Below are 18,035 nucleotides of genomic sequence, written 5' to 3'. Positions count from 1 at the left end.
CGTGCGCCTCGCGCCGCAGTGCCATGCCCGGCTATAATCGCCGCCTCTTTTCGCCGCCCGAGTCATTGCCGCCCATGTACACCCTGGCCCGTCAGCTGTTGTTCAAACTTTCCCCGGAAACCTCCCACGATCTGTCGCTGGATCTGATCGGCGCGGGTGGGCGTTTGGGCCTCAACGGCTTGCTGTGCAAGGCGCCGGCGCAGGTGCCGGTGACCGTCATGGGCCTGGAGTTTCCCAACCCGGTCGGGCTGGCGGCGGGTCTGGACAAGAACGGTGCGGCCATCGATGGTTTCGCACAACTGGGTTTTGGCTTTGTGGAAATCGGCACCGTGACCCCGCGTCCACAACCGGGTAATCCAAAACCACGGATTTTCCGCCTGCCGGAAGCCGAGGCGATCATCAATCGCATGGGCTTCAACAACCTCGGCGTCGACAATCTGCTGGCCCGCGTCGCCGCAGCGAAATACCAGGGCGTGCTGGGCATCAATATCGGCAAGAACTTCGACACCCCGGTCGAACGTGCGGTCGACGATTACCTGATCTGCCTCGACAAGGTTTACGCCCACGCCAGCTACGTGACGGTCAACGTCAGCTCGCCAAACACCCCGGGCCTGCGCAGCCTGCAGTTCGGTGATTCGCTCAAGCAATTGCTCGCCGACCTGGCCACGCGCCGCGCTGAACTGGCGCTGCGCCACGGCAAGCATGTGCCGCTGGCGATCAAGATCGCCCCGGACATGACCGACGAAGAAACCGTGCAGGTGGCGCAGGCGTTGATCGACACCGGCATGGACGCGGTGATCGCGACCAACACCACCCTCAGCCGGGTCGGCGTTGAAGGCATGGAGCATGGCGACGAGGCGGGCGGTCTGTCCGGCGCACCGGTGCGCGAGAAGAGCACCCATACCGTGAAGGTGTTGGCGGGTGAGTTGGCCGGGCGTTTGCCGATCATTGCCGCCGGCGGGATCACCGAAGGCAAGCACGCGGCCGAGAAGATCGAGGCCGGTGCGAGCCTGGTGCAGATTTATTCCGGCTTCATCTACAAGGGCCCGGCGCTGATTCGCGAAGCGGTGGATGCCATCGCCGCGCTGCGCTGAGCCATCTGACACCCTGGTGATCCCCTGTAGGAGCGAGCCTGCTCGCGAAAGCGGTTTGTCAGTCACATTATCAGGGTCTGATACACCGCCTTCGCGAGCAGACTCGCTCCCACAGGTAATGTATTCAGCTCAGTGTTTTCGCAGGTAATAAAAAGGGCTCCTCGAAGGAGCCCCTGGGCCGTAGCCCGCCGTCCGGGAGGGACGTGCGTGGTTAATTCGTTACATATTCAGATTGTCGTGTCGCAATAAATGCCCTGTGTCAGCCGACGGCGTGAAGTTCGTTGAGTCTGTGGATTCCCGCAGTGCCGGTCATACCGTCCCAGTTGTCGCCGCGTCCTTCTCGCCAGCCGTTGATCCAGGCTTGACGTACCGACGGTAGAGTAAATGGGCAAAGCTCACGGGATTTGCCACCAACGCCATATTGATATCCGCGCAAAAACGCTCTTTCCAACGGATCACGCTTAAGTCTTCTCATAGGGTGTTTCCCTCACTTGTTGACTGTAGTGTCGCGTTGACCTCAATTGAGGTCTGGCAGAAAAAACCTGCCATGGTGCGGCTCGCTGCCGGCGTGGCGAGCCAAGGTGTTGACGCCGTTGCGACGTCAACCTGTATGCAGTTCTAACCAATGAGTCACAGCGAGGGAATGACCGTTTTGTCATAAGCACGTAACGGAAAGGATGCTATGGCAATAAGTAACCGCGTATTAATTGAACGATTGTTGAGCAAACCCCGGTATGATCGGCGCCGCGCTGGATGATGGGGTTAATTCTTTAGTGAGAATGACCCACGTTTGCGCTCAGGTACTAAGCGACGAAGGGTCACTTCAAGACATTTTGTTGCTTCAACTTTTTTATCTGTCCCGGCATCTAAGCTCTTTTAACCCGAGCAGCGGGGATGGAACGGCACACCTTCGTGCCACGCGGGCGCTCTCTCAGAAAAGCGCCTGATTGAAAACCGGATCGGCAATGCGTTGTCGGTCCACTAGCCAAAGGCTCTGGAAATCACCATGTCCGACCGTTTCGAACTCTTCCTCACTTGCCCCAAAGGCCTTGAAGGCCTGCTCATCGAGGAAGCCGTCGGGCTTGGCCTTGAAGAAGCGCGCGAGCACACTTCCGCCGTGCGCGGCATGGCGACCATGGAAACCGCCTATCGCCTGTGCCTCTGGTCGCGTCTGGCCAACCGCGTGTTGCTGGTGCTCAAGCGCTTCCCGATGAAAGACGCTGAAGACCTGTACCACGGCGTGCTCGACATCGACTGGCAGGATCACATGCTCAGCGACGGCACCCTGGCCGTTGAATTCAGCGGTCACGGCTCGGGCATCGACAACACTCACTTCGGCGCCTTGAAAGTCAAAGACGCCATCGTCGACAAGCTGCGCACGCCGCAGGGCGACCGTCCGTCGATCGACAAGCTCAATCCGGACCTGCGCATTCACCTGCGTCTGGATCGCGGCGAAGCGATCCTCTCCCTCGACCTCTCCGGCCACAGCCTGCACCAGCGCGGCTATCGCTTGCAGCAGGGCGCAGCGCCGCTGAAGGAAAACCTCGCAGCGGCCATCCTGATCCGTTCCGGCTGGCCGCGCATTGCTGCCGAAGGTGGCGCCCTGGCTGACCCGATGTGCGGTGTCGGCACGTTCCTCGTCGAAGCAGCGATGATCGCCGCCGACATGGCGCCAAACCTGCGTCGCGAGCAGTGGGGCTTCACCGCCTGGCTCGGCCACGTTCCGGCGTTGTGGAAAAAACTCCACGAAGAAGCTGTTGAACGCGCTGCGGCCGGTCTGGCCAAGCCACCGCTGTGGATTCGCGGTTACGAAGCTGATCCGCGCTTGATCCAGCCGGGGCGCAACAACGTTGAACGCGCCGGTTTGAGCGAGTGGATCAAGATCTACCAGGGCGAAGTCGCGACCTTCGAACCGCGTCCGGACCAGAACCAGAAAGGTCTGGTCATCTGCAACCCGCCGTACGGCGAGCGTCTCGGTGACGAAGCCAGCCTGTTGTACCTCTACCAGAACCTCGGCGAGCGTCTGCGTCAGGCCTGCCTGAACTGGGAAGCGGCGGTGTTCACCGGCGCCCCGGATCTGGGCAAGCGCATGGGCATTCGCAGCCACAAACAGTATTCATTCTGGAACGGCGCACTGCCGTGCAAGCTGCTGCTGATCAAGGTCCTGCCGGACCAGTTCGTCACCGGCGAGCGGCGAACCCCGGAGCAGCGTCAGGCCGAGCGCGAGCAAGCGACCTACGATCAGAGCCCGGACGAGCCGCAGGAACGCAAGTTCAACAAGAACGGCAACCCGATCAAGCCGACGCCAGCCCCGGCACCGGTAATCGAACAGCCGCGCCTGAGCGAAGGCGGGCAGATGTTCGCCAACCGCCTGCAAAAGAACCTCAAGGCCATGGGCAAGTGGGTCAAGCGCGAAGGCATCGATTGCTACCGTGTCTACGATGCCGACATGCCTGAGTACGCGATGGCGATCGATCTGTACCACGACTGGGTGCACGTTCAGGAATACGCCGCGCCGAAATCCATCGACCCGGAAAAGGCCTCGGCGCGCATGTTCGATGCGCTGGCGGCGATTCCGCAGGCGTTGAATGTCGACAAGAGCCGCGTGGTGGTCAAGCGTCGCGAACGTCAGAGCGGCACCAAGCAGTACGAGCGTCAGGCGGCGCAGGGCAAGTTCGTCGAGGTCAATGAAGGCGGGGTGAAGCTGCTGGTCAACCTCACCGACTACCTCGACACCGGCCTGTTCCTCGACCACCGCCCAATGCGCATGCGCATCCAGAAAGAGGCCGCCGGCAAGCGCTTCCTCAATCTGTTCTGCTACACCGCGACGGCCAGCGTGCACGCGGCCAAGGGCGGCGCGCGCAGCACCACCAGCGTCGATCTGTCGAAAACCTATCTGGACTGGGCGCGCCGCAACCTGTCGCTGAACGGTTTCTCGGACAAGAACCGTCTGGAGCAGGGCGACGTGATGGCCTGGCTGGAAAGCAGCCGTGACGAGTACGACCTGATTTTCATCGACCCGCCGACCTTCTCCAACTCCAAGCGCATGGAAGGCATCTTCGACGTGCAGCGTGATCAGGTGCAGTTGATCGATCTCGCGATGGCGCGTCTGGCGCCGGGCGGTGTGCTGTACTTCTCCAACAACTTCCGCAAGTTCCAGTTGGAGGACAACCTCGCCGAGCGTTACGCGGTCGAGGAAATCAGCGCGCAGACCATTGATCCGGATTTCGCCCGCAACACCAGGATCCACCGCGCCTGGAAAATCACGGCCCGTTGACGCCTGCCGGGATTGGATCCTCAGAGCCTTGATTTTAAAAGGCTCCGCGGATCCGCCCGCGCTAGCTAAATTAGTGGCTAATAGCTATAACTCACACACGGTCAATGGGGTTTTCCCGTAATGCTCGCGCAGTGAGTGGTCTTTATGTCGTTGCACCCCGTGCGCCCGAAGATACTGGGCTTTATCAGTGAAGACGTTTCGGCCTGGCTGGTCGCGATGCTGGTATTGCTCGCTGGCGCAGTTCTCACGGGGCTGCTCGCCTGGGCCAGTTACAACCAGTTTCAGCAACAATTGCGTCAGCGCTTCCAGCTGCTGGCCAACGAGCGCTACAGCCGCATCGAAGAACGCTTTCAGGATCAGGAGCAGCGCCTCGATGGCCTGCGCCGCTTCTTCGCCAATTCCGAATCAGTCTCCCGCGCCGAATTCGACGGTTACTCCCGACCGTTATTGCTGCGCACCCAAGCCTATACCTATGCCCCCAGAGTCAGCGGCGCCGAACGTGCGGTGTTCGAGCAGCGGGTGCGTGATGAAGGCCTGAGCACGTTCACCCTGCGTGAGCTGGACGCCAACGGCGAACTGCAACTGGCGGCGCCGCGCGATGAATACGTGCCGGTGTTGTACACCCAGACGCAGAGCCGACTGCCGGCGCCGCTGGGCTATGACTTGCTCGCCCAGCCATTGCGCCGAGAAACCTTGCAGCGCGCTGACCGGCTGCGCAGCCTGGTGGTGTCGCAACCGATGCATCTGGTCGGCATAGAGCCGTCGTATGCGCGTGGAGTGTTGCTGCTGGCACCGGTGATTCGTCCTGGCCAGTTACAGCCGTTCGGCTATGTGATGGCAGTGATCAGCATGCGCCAGCTGCTGGCCGACGGCTTGCCGGATGCGCTGCATGATTATCTCTCGGTGCGCATTCTCGATCTGTCGACCCATGACCAGCACGAGGTGCTGTTCGAGTCGAGCAATCAAGCGGTGCCGAGCGATCTGGCGACCACGCGACTGGTGCGCATGGCCGATCATGACTATCAGGTCGATATCCTGCCGAGCGAAGGGTTCATGCAGGCCAATCACTCGTCGGTCAGCAGCGTGGTGGTGCTGGGCAGCTTGCTCAGTCTGTTGCTCAGTGCACTGCTTTATGTGCTGGTCAGTCAGCGCCAGCGCGCCTTGCGCCTGGTCCAGTTGCGCACTCAGGAACTGCACGCCAGCGAACAGGAACTGCGCGGCACCCACGGCCAGCTGCGCGGAGTCCTCAACGCCGCGACCCAGGTGGCAATCATTGCTACCGACTTGCGCGGCGTGATCAACACGTTCAACCCTGGCGCTGAGCAGATGCTCGGCTACAGCAGCGCCGAAGTCGTCGGCCGCATGACCCTGGAAAACCTGCACCTGCCCCGCGAACTGGCCGCCCGCGCGGCCGAGTTGAGCGCGCGCTACGGCAAAAGCATCCCGACCTGCCATGCAATGCTGGTCGAGGGCGGTGAAGTCGGCGGTCACGAGGCCCGCGAATGGACGCTGGTGCGCAGCGACGGCAGTCATCTGCCGGTGAACATGCTCGCCACCCCGGTGCTCGATGAGCAGGGTTTGTGGGTCGGGCATCTGGCGATCTGCATCGATATCACCGAGCGCAAGCGCGTACACGAAGTGCTGGCGGCGCGCGATGTGCTGCTGAAGAAGCTCAGCGCCCATGTGCCCGGTGGCATCTACCAGTTCAAGATGGAATTCGATGGGCGTTTCAGTGTGATTTACGCCAGCGACGGTATCCGCGAGATCTACGAGCTGGAGCCCGATGTGCTGCTGTTCAACGCCGAGGCGATTTTCACCCGCATTCATCCGCAAGACGTGACCCGCGTGCGCTCGTCGATCCGCGCCTCCGCCGAAAGCCTCAGCCCGTGGCGTGAGGAATATCGCGTGCAACTGCCAGAGCGCGGCCTGCGCTGGGTACGCGGCGAGGCGACGCCGGAGGAACTGCCGGGCGGCGGCGTGCTGTGGCACGGCTATATCTCGGACATCTCCGACCTCAAACGCGTCGAAGAAGAATTGCGTGCGTTGTCAGTCACCGACTCGCTGACCGGCATTCACAACCGCCGCTATTTTCAGGAACGCCTGACCACCGAGATGGCGCGGGTCGAGCGTGGCGGTGGCGAATTGTCGGTGATCATGCTCGACATCGACCACTTCAAACGCATCAACGACCAGTACGGCCATGCCGTTGGCGACCGGGTCCTGCAAGCGGTGTGCGAACGAATTGGCCATCGCCTGCGCCGCACCGATGTGTTCTGCCGTCTGGGCGGCGAGGAGTTCATGGTGCTGTGCCCGGACATCGACGGCGAACATGCTTACATGTTGGCGATGGAACTCTGGGAAGGCCTGCGCAGTGCGCCGGTGGACGTGGTCGGCGTGGTCACGGCGAGTTTCGGCATCGCCAGTTGGCGACCGGGGGAGGGCGCGGATGCGTTGTTGCTGAGGGCAGACTCGGGCGTGTATGCGGCGAAGCAGAATGGTCGGGACCGGGTTGAGCGGCAGATGAGTTAGAACCTGGCGCAAATCCCTTGTGGGAGGGAGCTTGCTCGCGAAGGGGCCCGATCAGTCAAGGAAGATATTGACTGTACTGACGTCTTCGCGAGCAAGCTCGCTCCCACAGGGGTTGACGGTGTTTCCAGAATCCGGTCAGAGGACCGACGCGGTCTGCGGCAGTTTCGGTTGTTTGTACAGGTCCAGCAGCACCTGATCGAGCACCGATGATGCGCCGAAAGGTGCCTTGTCATTCAGAATCGCCACCACCGCCCAGGTGTTGCCGTTCACATCACGGCTGAAGCCGGCAATCGCCCGCACGGTGTTCAACGTACCGGTCTTGATGTGCGCTTCACCGCGCATGGCGGTGGTCTTCAGGCGTTTGCGCATGGTGCCGTCGGTACCGGCGATCGGCATCGAGCTGATGTATTCGGCGGCATACGGGCTGTGCCATGCGGCCTGCAGCATGCTCGCCATTTCACGGGCGCTGACACGTTCGGCGCGGGACAGACCGGAGCCATTCTCCATCACCAGATGCGGTGCGGTGATGCCTTTCTTCGCCAGCCACTGGCGTACTACGCGTTGTGCGGCCTTGGCGTCGTCACCGTCGGCTTCGTTGCGAAAACGCTGGCCGAGGCTGAGGAACAGCTGCTGGGCCATGGTGTTGTTACTGTATTTGTTGATGTCGCGGATGATCTCGGCGAGGTCCGGCGAGTAGGCGCGCGCGAGCAGCTTGGCATTGCTCGGCGTAGAGGCCAGACGATCCTGGCCCTGAATGCTGCCACCCAGTTCTTTCCAGATCGCCCGCACGGCACCTGCGGTGTAGGTCGCGTGGTCGAGCAGCGACAGGTAGGTCTGCGAGCTGCAGCCTTCGCCCAACTGCCCGGCGACGGTCACGTTGACGCTGCCGTCAGCCTGCGGTACCGGGTTGTAGCGCACGCCGCCGGTGCACTGCTTGGACGGCAGCGCCTTGACGGTGTTCTGGATATGAATACTGGCAATCGGCGGTTCCACCGAAATCAGCACGCGGCCACCGTCATTGCGTGCGACGAAGCGCAGCGCCTTGAGGTTGACCAGCAGCGAGTCGGGTTTGACCAGAAACGGCTTGTTGTCGTCATTGCCGTCGTCGTTGAATTCCGGCAGTTGCGGCTGAATGAAGAAGTTGCGGTCGAGCACCAGATCCCCGGTGATCTGAGTCACGCCGTTGGCGCGCAGGTCGCGCATCAGCAGCCAGAGCTTTTCCATGTTCAGCTTCGGATCGCCGCCACCCTTGAGGTAGAGGTTACCGTTGAGAATGCCGCCACTCAGGTCGCCATCGGTGTAGAACTCGGTTTTCCACTGGTGGTTGGGGCCGAGCATTTCCAGCGCCGCATAAGTGGTCACCAGTTTCATCGTCGAGGCCGGGTTCACCGACACGTCGGCGTTGAACACGGTCGGCGTGCCCGGACCTTCCAGCGGCACCATCACCAGCGACAGGGCACTGGGCTGCAGCTTGCTGGCCTTGAGGGCTTTTTCGACGTTGGGGGTGAGGGCGGTGTTGATGGTGGCGGCGGAAACAGGCAGGGCCAGCGGCAGAAGAAAACCGGCGAGAAGCAATGGACGCAACGATTTGATCATATGAAATAAAACCCTACAGCCGAGGGGAAAAATAACGAGGGCATGGATGAAAAAGCCCTCAGTGGTCACGAAAGTGTCGGCATTATGCCCCAAGCTGTAACAGCTTGTGCCTTGTCGGGGCGTTGCAAATCGTTATTTTTTACAGGCGGTCGGCCACAGAGGCCAGAGAGTCGGGCAATCGCCGGGTTAAACTGGTAAAGTGCCGGCCGTTATTACTTAAGAGGATTGTTCCAATGGCGACTAACCGTTCCCAGCGTCTGCGCAAAAAACTGTGCGTTGATGAATTTCAAGAGCTGGGTTTCGAACTGAACCTGGACTTCAAAGAAGACTTGTCCGAAGAAGCCATTGACGCTTTCCTCGAAGCATTCATCAAAGAAGCCATGGAAGCCAACGGTCTGGGTTATGTCGGCGGCGATGACTTCGGTCTGGTGTGCCTGCAGAAGCGTGGCTCGGTCAACGAAGAGCAGCGTGCTGCCGTTGAAGCCTGGTTGAAAAACCGTTCCGAGCTGACCAAGTACGAAGTCAGCCCGTTGCTGGACGTGTGGTATCCGGAAAAGCCGATCAACGCGGCGAAGTGATACTGAAAAGAACGGCGGCCTGAGGGTCGCCGTTTTTTTTCGTCTGGGGTTTGGGGGTGCGGCTTGGGTCTGGAGGTGAATTCGCCCCTCACCCCAGCCCTCTCCCGATGGAGAGGGGGCCGATTTGTGGGCTTTTCAAGATGTGGGTTCGACTCGGTAGCGCATGTCGCAGCACCTTTTTCAGCCACCACGGTCAGTCCCCTCTCCCCCCGGGAGAGGGCTAGGGTGAGGGGCTTTTGACCTTACGCTTTACGCCAATTCAAAATCACCAGCGTCAAAACCCCCGCCACAATCCCCCAGAACGCCGACCCAATCGAAAACAACGTCAGCCCCGACGCCGTAACCATGAAGGTAATCAACGCCGCTTCGCGCTCCTTCACCTCGCTCATGGCAATGCTCAAGCCGTTGATGATCGAACCAAACAACGCCAGTGCAGCAATCGACAGCACCAGTTCTTTCGGCAACGCCGCAAACAACGCCGCCAACGTCGCGCCGAACACCCCGGCAATCCCGTAGAAAATTCCGCACCAGACGGCAGCGGTGTAACGCTTGTTGCGGTCTTCGTGGGCGTGCGGCCCGGTGCAGATGGCGGCGCTGATGGCGGCGAGGTTGATGCCGTGGGAGCCGAACGGGGCCAGCAGCAGCGAGGCGATGCCGGTGGTGGTAATCAGCGGCGAGGCCGGAACGCTGTAACCGTCGGCGCGCAGGACGGCGACACCGGGCATGTTCTGTGAGGTCATGGCGACCACGAACAGCGGAATGCCGATGCTGATGGTCGCGGCCAGTGAAAAGTGCGGTGTTGTCCAGACCGGGGTGGCGACTTCCAGGTGGAAAGCGCTGAAGTCGAGCAGGCCCATGGCGCCCGACAGTGCGGTGCCGATCAGCAGGGCGGCGAGTACCGCATAGCGCGGCGACAGGCGTTTGATCAGCAGATAGGTGAAGAACATCCCCAGCACCAGACCGGTACGGTGCTGCGCAGCGACGAAGATTTCGCTGCCGATCTTGAACAGGATGCCAGCCAGCAATGCTGCGGCCAGTGAGGCGGGGATCTTTTTCACCAGCCGTTCGAAGCTGCCGGTCAGGCCGCAAATGGTCACCAGCGCTGCGCAGGTGATGTAGGCGCCGATTGCCTCGCCGTAGCTCACACCGCCGAGGCTGGTAATCAATAGCGCGGCGCCGGGTGTCGACCAAGCGATGGTGATCGGCGTGCGATAACGCAGCGACAGGCCGATCGAACACACCGCCATGCCGATCGAGATCGCCCAGATCCACGAGGAAATCTGCCCGCTGGTCAGACCCGCCGCTTGCCCGGCCTGGAACATCAGCACCAGCGAGCTGGTGTAACCGGTCATCATCGCAATGAAGCCGGCGACGATGGCGGACGGTGTGGTGTCGGCGAGGGGCCGCAGGCGGGCGTGGGTAGCGTCGGTCATGACGATGGTGTTCCTTATACCAATGGAGATCCCCGCCACAACACACAACCCCTGTGGGAGCGAGCCTGCTCGCGAAAGCGGAGTGTCGGTCAGCATTCACAGTGAATGTGAACTGGCTATCGCGAGCAGGCTCGCTCCCACAGGGATCACAGGCAAGCGGCGGATTCTGCGATCAAGCCTAAACTCAAACCTGACGCATCGTTGCAATACAGCCGAACGCACAAACAGCCGTACAGTCGTGTTGCCACCATTCATTGTGTACAATCGCGCTGTTTTTTACGCGATACTTGCCAGCGACCTACTGTGCCGTATTACAGTCACGGTCTATTCGCCGCAGTTCTTCCGACCCGAGTGCCCATGAACGAACAGTTGCAACCCCTCAAGAAACAACCGCGAGCAGGCAAAGCCGGGCGCAGCGGAACCCAGGACGATATTGTCTACGCGCATATCTTCGAGGCGATCCTCGAGCAGCGTCTGGCGCCCGGCACCAAGTTGAGCGAAGAAGCGCTGGGGGAAATCTTCGGGGTCAGCCGCACCATCATTCGCCGCGCGCTGTCGCGTCTGGCCCATGAAGGCGTGGTGTTGTTGCGGCCCAACCGTGGCGCAGTGGTTGCCAGCCCGAGCGTGGAAGAGGCACGTCAGGTGTTTCTCGCGCGCCGTCTGGTCGAGCGCGCGATCACTGAACTGGCGGTGCAGCACGCCACGGCCGAGCAGATTGCCGAATTGCGGCAGATGGTCAATGACGAGCGCGACAGCTTCTCGCGCGGCGATCGCGGTGCGGGTATTCGTCTCTCGGGTGAATTTCACCTGAAGCTGGCGGAAGCGGCGATGAACGCGCCATTGATCAGCTTTCAGCGCAGCCTGGTCTCGCAGACTTCGCTGATCATTGCCCAGTATGAAAGCGGCAACCGTTCGCACTGCTCGTACGACGAGCATACCCAGTTGATCGACGCGATCGAAAAACGCGACGGCGAACTGGCGGTGAACCTGATGATGCATCACATGGATCACATCGACAGCAAGCTCAACCTCGACGAGGAAGGCGCGTCGGATGACCTGCATGCGGTGTTCTCGCATTTGTTGCAGACCAAGAAGCCAGGGCGCTCGAGCGCCAAGCTCTGAGCTGAAACCGAGTCGCGGCTTTCGCGAGCAGGCTCGCTCCCACAGGGAAATGCATTTCAAATGTGGGAGCGAGCCTGCTCGCGAAGGCGATCCGACCGGCAATAAAAATCCCCCGAGGTGAACACGACCGGGGAACGATCAGTGCGAAGAGGCTTAGCGCTGATGCACCAACGCCCCCGCCGCATAGGTCTGCGCCACGGTTCGGTCATCGCCCAGGGTCATCAGCACGAACAACGTTTCGGCAATGTTATTGGACTGCTTCAACCGGTAACTCAGCAGCGGCGTGGCGTTGTAGTCCAGCACCAGGAAATCCGCATCGGAACCCGGTTGCAGGTTGCCGATTCTGTCTTCCAGACGCAGCGCCCGTGCGCCGCCCAGCGTCGCCAGATACAGCGACTTGAACGGGCTCAGCCGCGCGCCTTGCAGTTGCATCACCTTGTACGCTTCGTTCAGCGTCTGCAGCAGCGAGAAACTGGTGCCGCCGCCGACATCCGTACCGAGGCCGACATTGAGCTTGTGCTTTTCTGCCATTGGCAAGTTGAACAGACCGCTGCCGAGGAACAGGTTGGAGGTCGGGCAGAACGAGATCGCCGAACCGGTTTGCGCCAGCCGCGCGCATTCGTCATCGCACAGGTGCACGCCGTGGGCAAACACCGAGCGCTCGCCGAGCAGCTGATAGTGATCGTAAACGTCGAGATAGCCTTTGCGTTCCGGGAACAGTTCCTTGACCCACTCGATTTCCTTGAGGTTCTCGCTGATGTGGGTCTGCATGTACAGATCCGGGTATTCGGTCAGCAATTGCCCGGCGAGGGTCAGCTGTTCCGGGGTGCTGGTCGGGGCGAAGCGCGGGGTCACCGCATAGTGCAGGCGACCCTTGCCGTGCCAGCGCTCAATCAGCGCCTTGCTCTCGACGTAGCTCGATTCGGCGGTGTCGACCAGATAATCCGGAGCGTTGCGGTCCATCATCACCTTGCCGGCGATCATCCGCAGGTCGAGCTTTTCGGCCGCTTCAAAAAATGAGTTCACCGACTGCGGATGCACGCTGCCGAACACCAGCGCGGTGGTGGTGCCGTTGCGCAGCAGTTCCTTGATGAAGATGTCTGCGACTTCGTCGGCGTGGGCCTTGTCGCCGAACTGGCTTTCGCAAGGGAAGGTGTAGGTGTTGAGCCAGTCGAGCAGTTGCTCGCCGTAGGAACCGACCATGCCGGTTTGCGGCAGGTGAATGTGGGTGTCGATGAAGCCTGGGGTGATCAGCGCATCCTGATAATGCTCGATTTCAATATCCGCTGGCAGGGTCGGCAACAGCTCGCTGGCGTGGCCGAGGGCGCTGATCTTGCCGCCATCGACCACCAGCAGGCCATCCTCGAAATATTCGTAGGAGGCTTCGATGCCGACTTCGGCAGGGTCGGCGATGCTGTGCAGGATGGCGGCGCGGTAGGCTTTGCGAGTCAGAGGCATGAGGGTTCTCTAATCAGTTTGAGGCTTTGAGTTTGTCGGACTGGCTGCGGCGCGAGGCCGGCAGCAATCGGGCAATCGGTTCGGCGCTGGCGCTGTGCTGGCCGAAGTTGGCGTTGTAGGTGGCAATGATTTCGCCGGCGATGGAGATGGCGATTTCCACCGGCAGTTTGCCTTTGACTTCGCTGATGCCCATCGGGCAGCGCATGCGTTGCACCACGCTGGGGTCAAAACCGCGATCACGCAGGCGATGTTCGAACTTGACCCGTTTGGTCTTCGAGCCGATCAGGCCGAACCAGGCGAAGTCGTTGCGTTTGAGAATGGCGGCGGTGAGTTCCAGGTCGAGCTGATGGTTGTGGGTCATGACGATGCAATAGCTGCCGGCGGGCAGATCATCGATTTCATCCACAGGCTCTTCGCTGACGATTTTACGCACGCCGTGGGGGATGTGTTCGGGGAATTCGGCCTCGCGCGAATCGATCCAGCGCACCCGGCAGGGCAGGCTGGCGAGCAGCGGCACCAAGGCGCGACCGACGTGGCCGGCGCCGAATACGGCGATTTGCGCTTGCACCTGGCCCATCGGTTCGAACAGCAACACCGTGGCACCGCCGCAGCACTGACCGAGGCTGGCACCGAGGCTGAAACGCTCCAGATGGGTGTCCTGCTTGCCGCTGGCGAGCATGTCGCGGGCGATCTGCATGGCCTTGTATTCCAGATGCCCGCCACCGATGGTGTCGAACATCCGATTGGCGCTGACGACCATTTTCGAGCCGGCATTGCGTGGCGTCGAGCCGAGCTCTTCGATGATCGTCACCAGCACACAGGGCTCGCCCTGGTTCTGCAGGTCGGCGAGGGCGTCGATCCAGTTGTACATAAACACCTCGACATCTTCGTTGTCTGTTCGGGCCTCTTCGCGAGCAGGCTCGCTCCCACAGGGGAAAGCATTCCAAATGTGGGAGCGAGCCTGCTCGCGAATGGCCGCGCCTCGGTCCTAGAGCGGAGCCAGCTCGGTTTCAGCTGCAACCGCTTTCACGGTCTTGAGCTGGCGCATCTGCTCACATCCCCACAGCACCCGCTCCGGGGTCGCCGGCGCGTCGATTTTCGGCTGATGCTTGTAGTCACCGAGGCTCGCCACCGCATCCTTGATCGCGCACCAGGCGGCAATGCCGAGCATGAACGGCGGTTCACCGACCGCCTTGGAATGGAACACCGTGTCTTCCGGGTTCTTGCGGTTTTCCACCAGTTTCACCCGCAGGTCCAGCGGCATGTCGGCCACCGCCGGAATCTTGTAACTGGCCGGGCCGCTGGTCATCAGCTTGCCCTTGTTGTTCCAGACCAGCTCTTCCATGGTCAGCCAGCCCATGCCCTGGACGAAACCGCCTTCGACCTGACCGATGTCGATCGACGGGTTCAGCGAGGCGCCGACGTCGTGAAGAATGTCGGTGCGCAGCATCTTGTACTCGCCGGTCAGGGTGTCGACGATCACTTCGCAGCACGCCGCGCCGAAGGCGAAGTAATAGAACGGCCGGCCACGGGCCTGACTGCGGTCGTAGTAGATTTTCGGGGTCTTGTAGAAGCCGGTGCTCGACAGCGACACTTGATTGAAATACGCCTGCTGGATCAGCGCTTCGAAGGTCAGGATGTGCTCACGCACGCGGACATGGCCATTGCGGAATTCGACGTCTTCTTCGCTGACCTTGAAGTGCCGGGCGGCGAATTCGACCAGACGTTGCTTGATGGTCTCCGCCGCGTTCTGCGCTGCTTTACCGTTGAGGTCGGCACCGCTGGAAGCGGCAGTCGGCGAGGTGTTCGGCACCTTGTCGGTATTGGTCGCGGTGATTTGCACGCGGTCGATTTCGACCTGGAACACTTCAGCCACAACCTGGGCGACTTTGGTGTTCAGACCCTGACCCATTTCCGTACCGCCGTGGTTCAGATGGATGCTGCCGTCGGTGTAGATATGGATCAGCGCACCGGCCTGGTTCAAGAAGCTGGCGGTGAAGGAAATACCGAATTTCACCGGGGTCAGCGCCAGACCCTTTTTCAGGATCGGGCTGTTGGCGTTGTAGCGACGGATCGCTTCGCGGCGCTCGGCGTACTGGCTGCTTTCTTCCAGTTCGGCGGTCATCTCTTCGAGCATGTTGTGCTCGACGGTCTGGTAGTAGTGGGTGACGTTGCGCTCGGTCTTGCCGTAGTAGTTGGCCTTGCGTACCGCCAGCGGATCGAGGTTGAGGTGGCGGGCAATCGCGTCCATCACTTCTTCGATGGCGACCATGCCTTGTGGGCCGCCGAAACCGCGATAAGCGGTGTTCGACGCGGTGTTGGTCTTGCAGCGGTGACCGTTGATGGTCGCATCGCCGAGGTAGTAGGAGTTGTCCGAGTGGAACATTGCGCGGTCAACGATCGATGCCGACAGGTCCGGCGAGCAACCGCAGTTGCCGGCCAGGTCCATGTTGATCCCGTGCAGGCGACCGGTGCTGTCGAAGCCGACGTCATACTCGACATAGAACGGGTGGCGCTTGCCGGTCATCAGCATGTCCTCGACGCGCGGCAGGCGCATCTTGGTCGGCTGGCCGGTGAGGTGCGCGACCACCGCACACAGGCACGCCGGGCTGGCGGCCTGGGTTTCCTTGCCACCGAAACCACCGCCCATGCGGCGCATGTCGACGACGATCTTGTTCATCGACACATCCAGCACTTCGGCGACCAGTTTCTGCACTTCGGTGGGGTTCTGCGTCGAGCAGTAGACGATCATGCCGCCATCTTCGGTCGGCATCACCGAGGAGATCTGCGTCTCCAGATAAAAGTGTTCCTGACCGCCAATGTGCAACGTACCCTGAATGCGGTGTTCGGCGCTGGCCAGCGCGGACACCGAATCGCCGCGCTGGTGGGTGTGGCTGTCCAGTACGAAGTGGCGCTTGCGCAGGGCCTCGACCACATCAAGCACCGGTTCGAGGTCTTCGTATTCAATGATCGCGGCCATCGCCGCTTTACGTGCGGTTTCCAGATCCTTCGCCGCGACGGCGAGCACCGGCTGGCCGACAAACTGCACATCGTCGATCGCCAGCAGCGGATCGCCCGGTAGCAACGGGCCGATGTCTTTCAGGCCCGGCACGTCTTCGTGGGTGATGACGATGCGCACGCCTTCGAAGGCGTAGCAGGGCTGGGTGTCGATGCTGAGGATTTTCGCGTGGGCACGGTCCGACAAACGCGCGTACAGGTGTAACTGATTAGGGAATTCCAGCCGATCATCGATGTACTGCGCTTCACCGGACACATGCTTGGCGGCGCTGTCGTGCTTGACGCTGCGGCCGACGCCGGTGGTCAGGTCTTTGGCGAACAGTTCAGCCAGTTCAGCTTGAGTTTTCTCTACGCCGTGATGGTTAGACATAAGCGGTCACCCGAGTCTCGATGTGCGGTGTTTGCAGTTCGATGAAGTATTTGCGCAGCAGATTCTGCGCACTGAGCAGGCGATATTCCTTGCTCGCGCGGAAGTCGCTCAGCGGTGTGAAGTCCTCGGCCAGCGCGGCGCAGGCACGTTCGATCACGGCGTTGTTGAACGGCTGACCGAGCAGCACGGCCTCGCAATGCGCGGCGCGTTTCGCAATGGCTGCCATGCCGCCGAAGGCGACGCGGGCGTCGGCGATCACGCCGTTTTCCACGCGCAGATTGAAGGCTGCGCAGACGGCGGAAATGTCATCGTCCAGACGCTTCGACACTTTATAGGCACGGAACAACTGCTCGGCGCTGGCGCGCGGGACGATGATTTTTTCGATGAACTCGCTTTCCTGACGGGCCGTGACGCGGTAATCGATGAAGTAATCTTCCAGATTCAACGTGCGGCGGGTCTCACCTTTGCACAGCACAATCTGCGCACCGAGGGCGATCAGCAGCGGTGGCGAATCACCGATCGGCGAGGCGTTGCCGATGTTGCCGCCGAGCGTACCCTGATTGCGGATCTGCAGGGAGGCGAAGCGTTGAAGCAGTTCGCCGAAGTCCGGGTACTCGGCTTTCAGTGCCTCATAGCAGTCGGAGAGGGCGGTGGCGGCACCGATTTCAATGCGGTCTTCGAAGGTTTCGATGCGCTTCATTTCGGCGACGTTGCCGACGTAGATCATCACCGGCAAGGTGCGGTGAAACTGCGTGACTTCCAAGGCCAGGTCGGTGCCGCCGGCGAGCAGGCGCGCTTGTGGATAAGCGTCGTAGAGGTCGGCCAGATCGGCGACGGTCAGCGGCACCAGGCAGCGCTTGTCGCCGCTGTTGAGTTCGCCGATATCGGTCGGGGCGATGGCTTTTAGGCGGGCAATGGTTTCGGCTTCGCGGGCGTCGAACTGATCGGGCTGTTTAGCGCAGCACGATTGCTCGGCCGCCGCCAGAATCGGCCGGTAGCCGGTGCAGCGACAGAGGTTGCCGGCCAGCGCTTCGTGGGCCTTGGCGTGATCCGGGGCATCGCTGTTCTTTTGCAGGGCAAACAGCGACATGACGAAACCGGGGGTGCAGAAGCCGCACTGCGAGCCGTGACACTCGACCATGGCTTGCTGGACGCTGTGCAGTTGGCCCTTGTGTTTGAGGTCTTCGACGCTGATCAGTTGTTTGCCGTGCAAAGACGACACAAAGGTCAGGCACGAATTGAGGCTGCGATAGCGAATGTGCTCACGCCCGGCGTCATCCGTCTGCAACTCGCCGACCACCACGGTGCAGGCGCCGCAGTCACCGCTGGCGCAACCTTCTTTGGTGCCAGGCTTGCCGACATGTTCGCGCAGGTAATTGAGCACAGTCAGATTCGGGTCCAGGGCGTGCTCGCTACGGAGTTCCTGGTTAAGTAAAAACTGGATCACGGAAGGCCTCGCAGACTCATTATTGTTGTTAACCGACGTGAACCGAATTTAGCAGGTCTGACTTTTCGGTCAATGGTTTTCTGACTTAAAGGTCAGGAAATTCGCTTTCGCCG

The 18,035-nt window shown here is 61.0% G+C and carries 12 protein-coding genes; 5 read left to right on the top strand and 7 right to left on the bottom strand.

Going from position 1 to position 18,035, the window contains the following annotated elements:
* Positions 1-74: 74 nt before the first annotated feature.
* Positions 75-1,094, top strand: a complete 1,020-nt coding sequence (locus V6F91_RS00995; protein ID WP_332761677.1) for a quinone-dependent dihydroorotate dehydrogenase — start codon at positions 75-77, stop codon at positions 1,092-1,094.
* 259 nt (positions 1,095-1,353) lie between these two features.
* Here the strand turns inward: V6F91_RS00995 and rmf are convergent, their stop codons facing one another.
* On the bottom strand, positions 1,354-1,569 hold the full coding sequence (gene rmf, locus V6F91_RS00990; RefSeq protein WP_003223300.1) for a ribosome modulation factor: 216 nt from the start codon (positions 1,567-1,569) through the stop codon (positions 1,354-1,356).
* A 531-nt stretch (positions 1,570-2,100) separates the two neighbouring features.
* Here rmf and rlmKL point away from each other — a divergent pair.
* Positions 2,101-4,371, top strand: coding sequence for a bifunctional 23S rRNA (guanine(2069)-N(7))-methyltransferase RlmK/23S rRNA (guanine(2445)-N(2))-methyltransferase RlmL (rlmKL, locus tag V6F91_RS00985; RefSeq protein ID WP_332761675.1), 2,271 nt, complete (start codon positions 2,101-2,103; stop codon positions 4,369-4,371).
* A gap of 144 nt (positions 4,372-4,515) precedes the next feature.
* Complete coding sequence (locus V6F91_RS00980) at positions 4,516-6,900, top strand: diguanylate cyclase (protein WP_332761673.1); 2,385 nt, start codon at positions 4,516-4,518, stop codon at positions 6,898-6,900.
* A gap of 135 nt (positions 6,901-7,035) precedes the next feature.
* Here V6F91_RS00980 and dacB read toward each other — a convergent pair whose 3' ends face one another.
* A complete protein-coding gene (gene dacB, locus V6F91_RS00975; protein ID WP_332761671.1) occupies positions 7,036-8,496 on the bottom strand; it encodes a D-alanyl-D-alanine carboxypeptidase/D-alanyl-D-alanine endopeptidase in 1,461 nt (486 codons plus the stop codon).
* 233 nt (positions 8,497-8,729) lie between these two features.
* Here dacB and V6F91_RS00970 point away from each other — a divergent pair, with 233 nt between their 5' ends.
* On the top strand, positions 8,730-9,074 hold the full coding sequence (locus tag V6F91_RS00970; RefSeq protein ID WP_016773843.1) for a YggL family protein: 345 nt from the start codon (positions 8,730-8,732) through the stop codon (positions 9,072-9,074).
* Between the two features lie 242 nt (positions 9,075-9,316).
* Here V6F91_RS00970 and V6F91_RS00965 read toward each other — a convergent pair whose 3' ends face one another.
* Positions 9,317-10,507, bottom strand: coding sequence for a benzoate/H(+) symporter BenE family transporter (locus V6F91_RS00965; protein WP_332761668.1), 1,191 nt, complete (start codon positions 10,505-10,507; stop codon positions 9,317-9,319).
* A 357-nt stretch (positions 10,508-10,864) separates the two neighbouring features.
* Here V6F91_RS00965 and V6F91_RS00960 point away from each other — a divergent pair, with 357 nt between their 5' ends.
* Positions 10,865-11,629: a GntR family transcriptional regulator gene (locus V6F91_RS00960; RefSeq protein ID WP_039763010.1), complete on the top strand. Its 765-nt coding sequence runs from the start codon at positions 10,865-10,867 to the stop codon at positions 11,627-11,629.
* 153 nt (positions 11,630-11,782) lie between these two features.
* Here V6F91_RS00960 and guaD read toward each other — a convergent pair whose 3' ends face one another.
* The 4 genes from guaD to xdhA all read right to left on the bottom strand — a co-directional run bounded on the left by guaD (position 11,783) and on the right by xdhA (position 17,922).
* A complete protein-coding gene (guaD, locus tag V6F91_RS00955) occupies positions 11,783-13,087 on the bottom strand; it encodes a guanine deaminase (RefSeq protein ID WP_332761665.1) in 1,305 nt (434 codons plus the stop codon).
* Positions 13,088-13,100: 13 nt separating this feature from the next.
* A complete protein-coding gene (gene xdhC / locus V6F91_RS00950) occupies positions 13,101-13,958 on the bottom strand; it encodes a xanthine dehydrogenase accessory protein XdhC (RefSeq protein WP_332761663.1) in 858 nt (285 codons plus the stop codon).
* A 117-nt stretch (positions 13,959-14,075) separates the two neighbouring features.
* A complete protein-coding gene (gene xdhB / locus V6F91_RS00945; RefSeq protein WP_332761662.1) occupies positions 14,076-16,475 on the bottom strand; it encodes a xanthine dehydrogenase molybdopterin binding subunit in 2,400 nt (799 codons plus the stop codon).
* On the bottom strand, positions 16,468-17,922 hold the full coding sequence (gene xdhA / locus V6F91_RS00940) for a xanthine dehydrogenase small subunit (protein ID WP_332761661.1): 1,455 nt from the start codon (positions 17,920-17,922) through the stop codon (positions 16,468-16,470). The genes xdhB and xdhA overlap by 8 nt, the downstream gene beginning before the upstream one ends.
* Between the last annotated feature and the right edge of the window lie 113 nt (positions 17,923-18,035).

Origin of the sequence: Pseudomonas koreensis, assembly GCF_036668835.1 — a bacterium.
Classification (GTDB): Bacteria; Pseudomonadota; Gammaproteobacteria; order Pseudomonadales; family Pseudomonadaceae; genus Aquipseudomonas; species Aquipseudomonas koreensis_I.
Note: the sequence above shows the minus strand (reverse complement) of the source record. Positions and strands in the feature narration are given on the sequence as shown.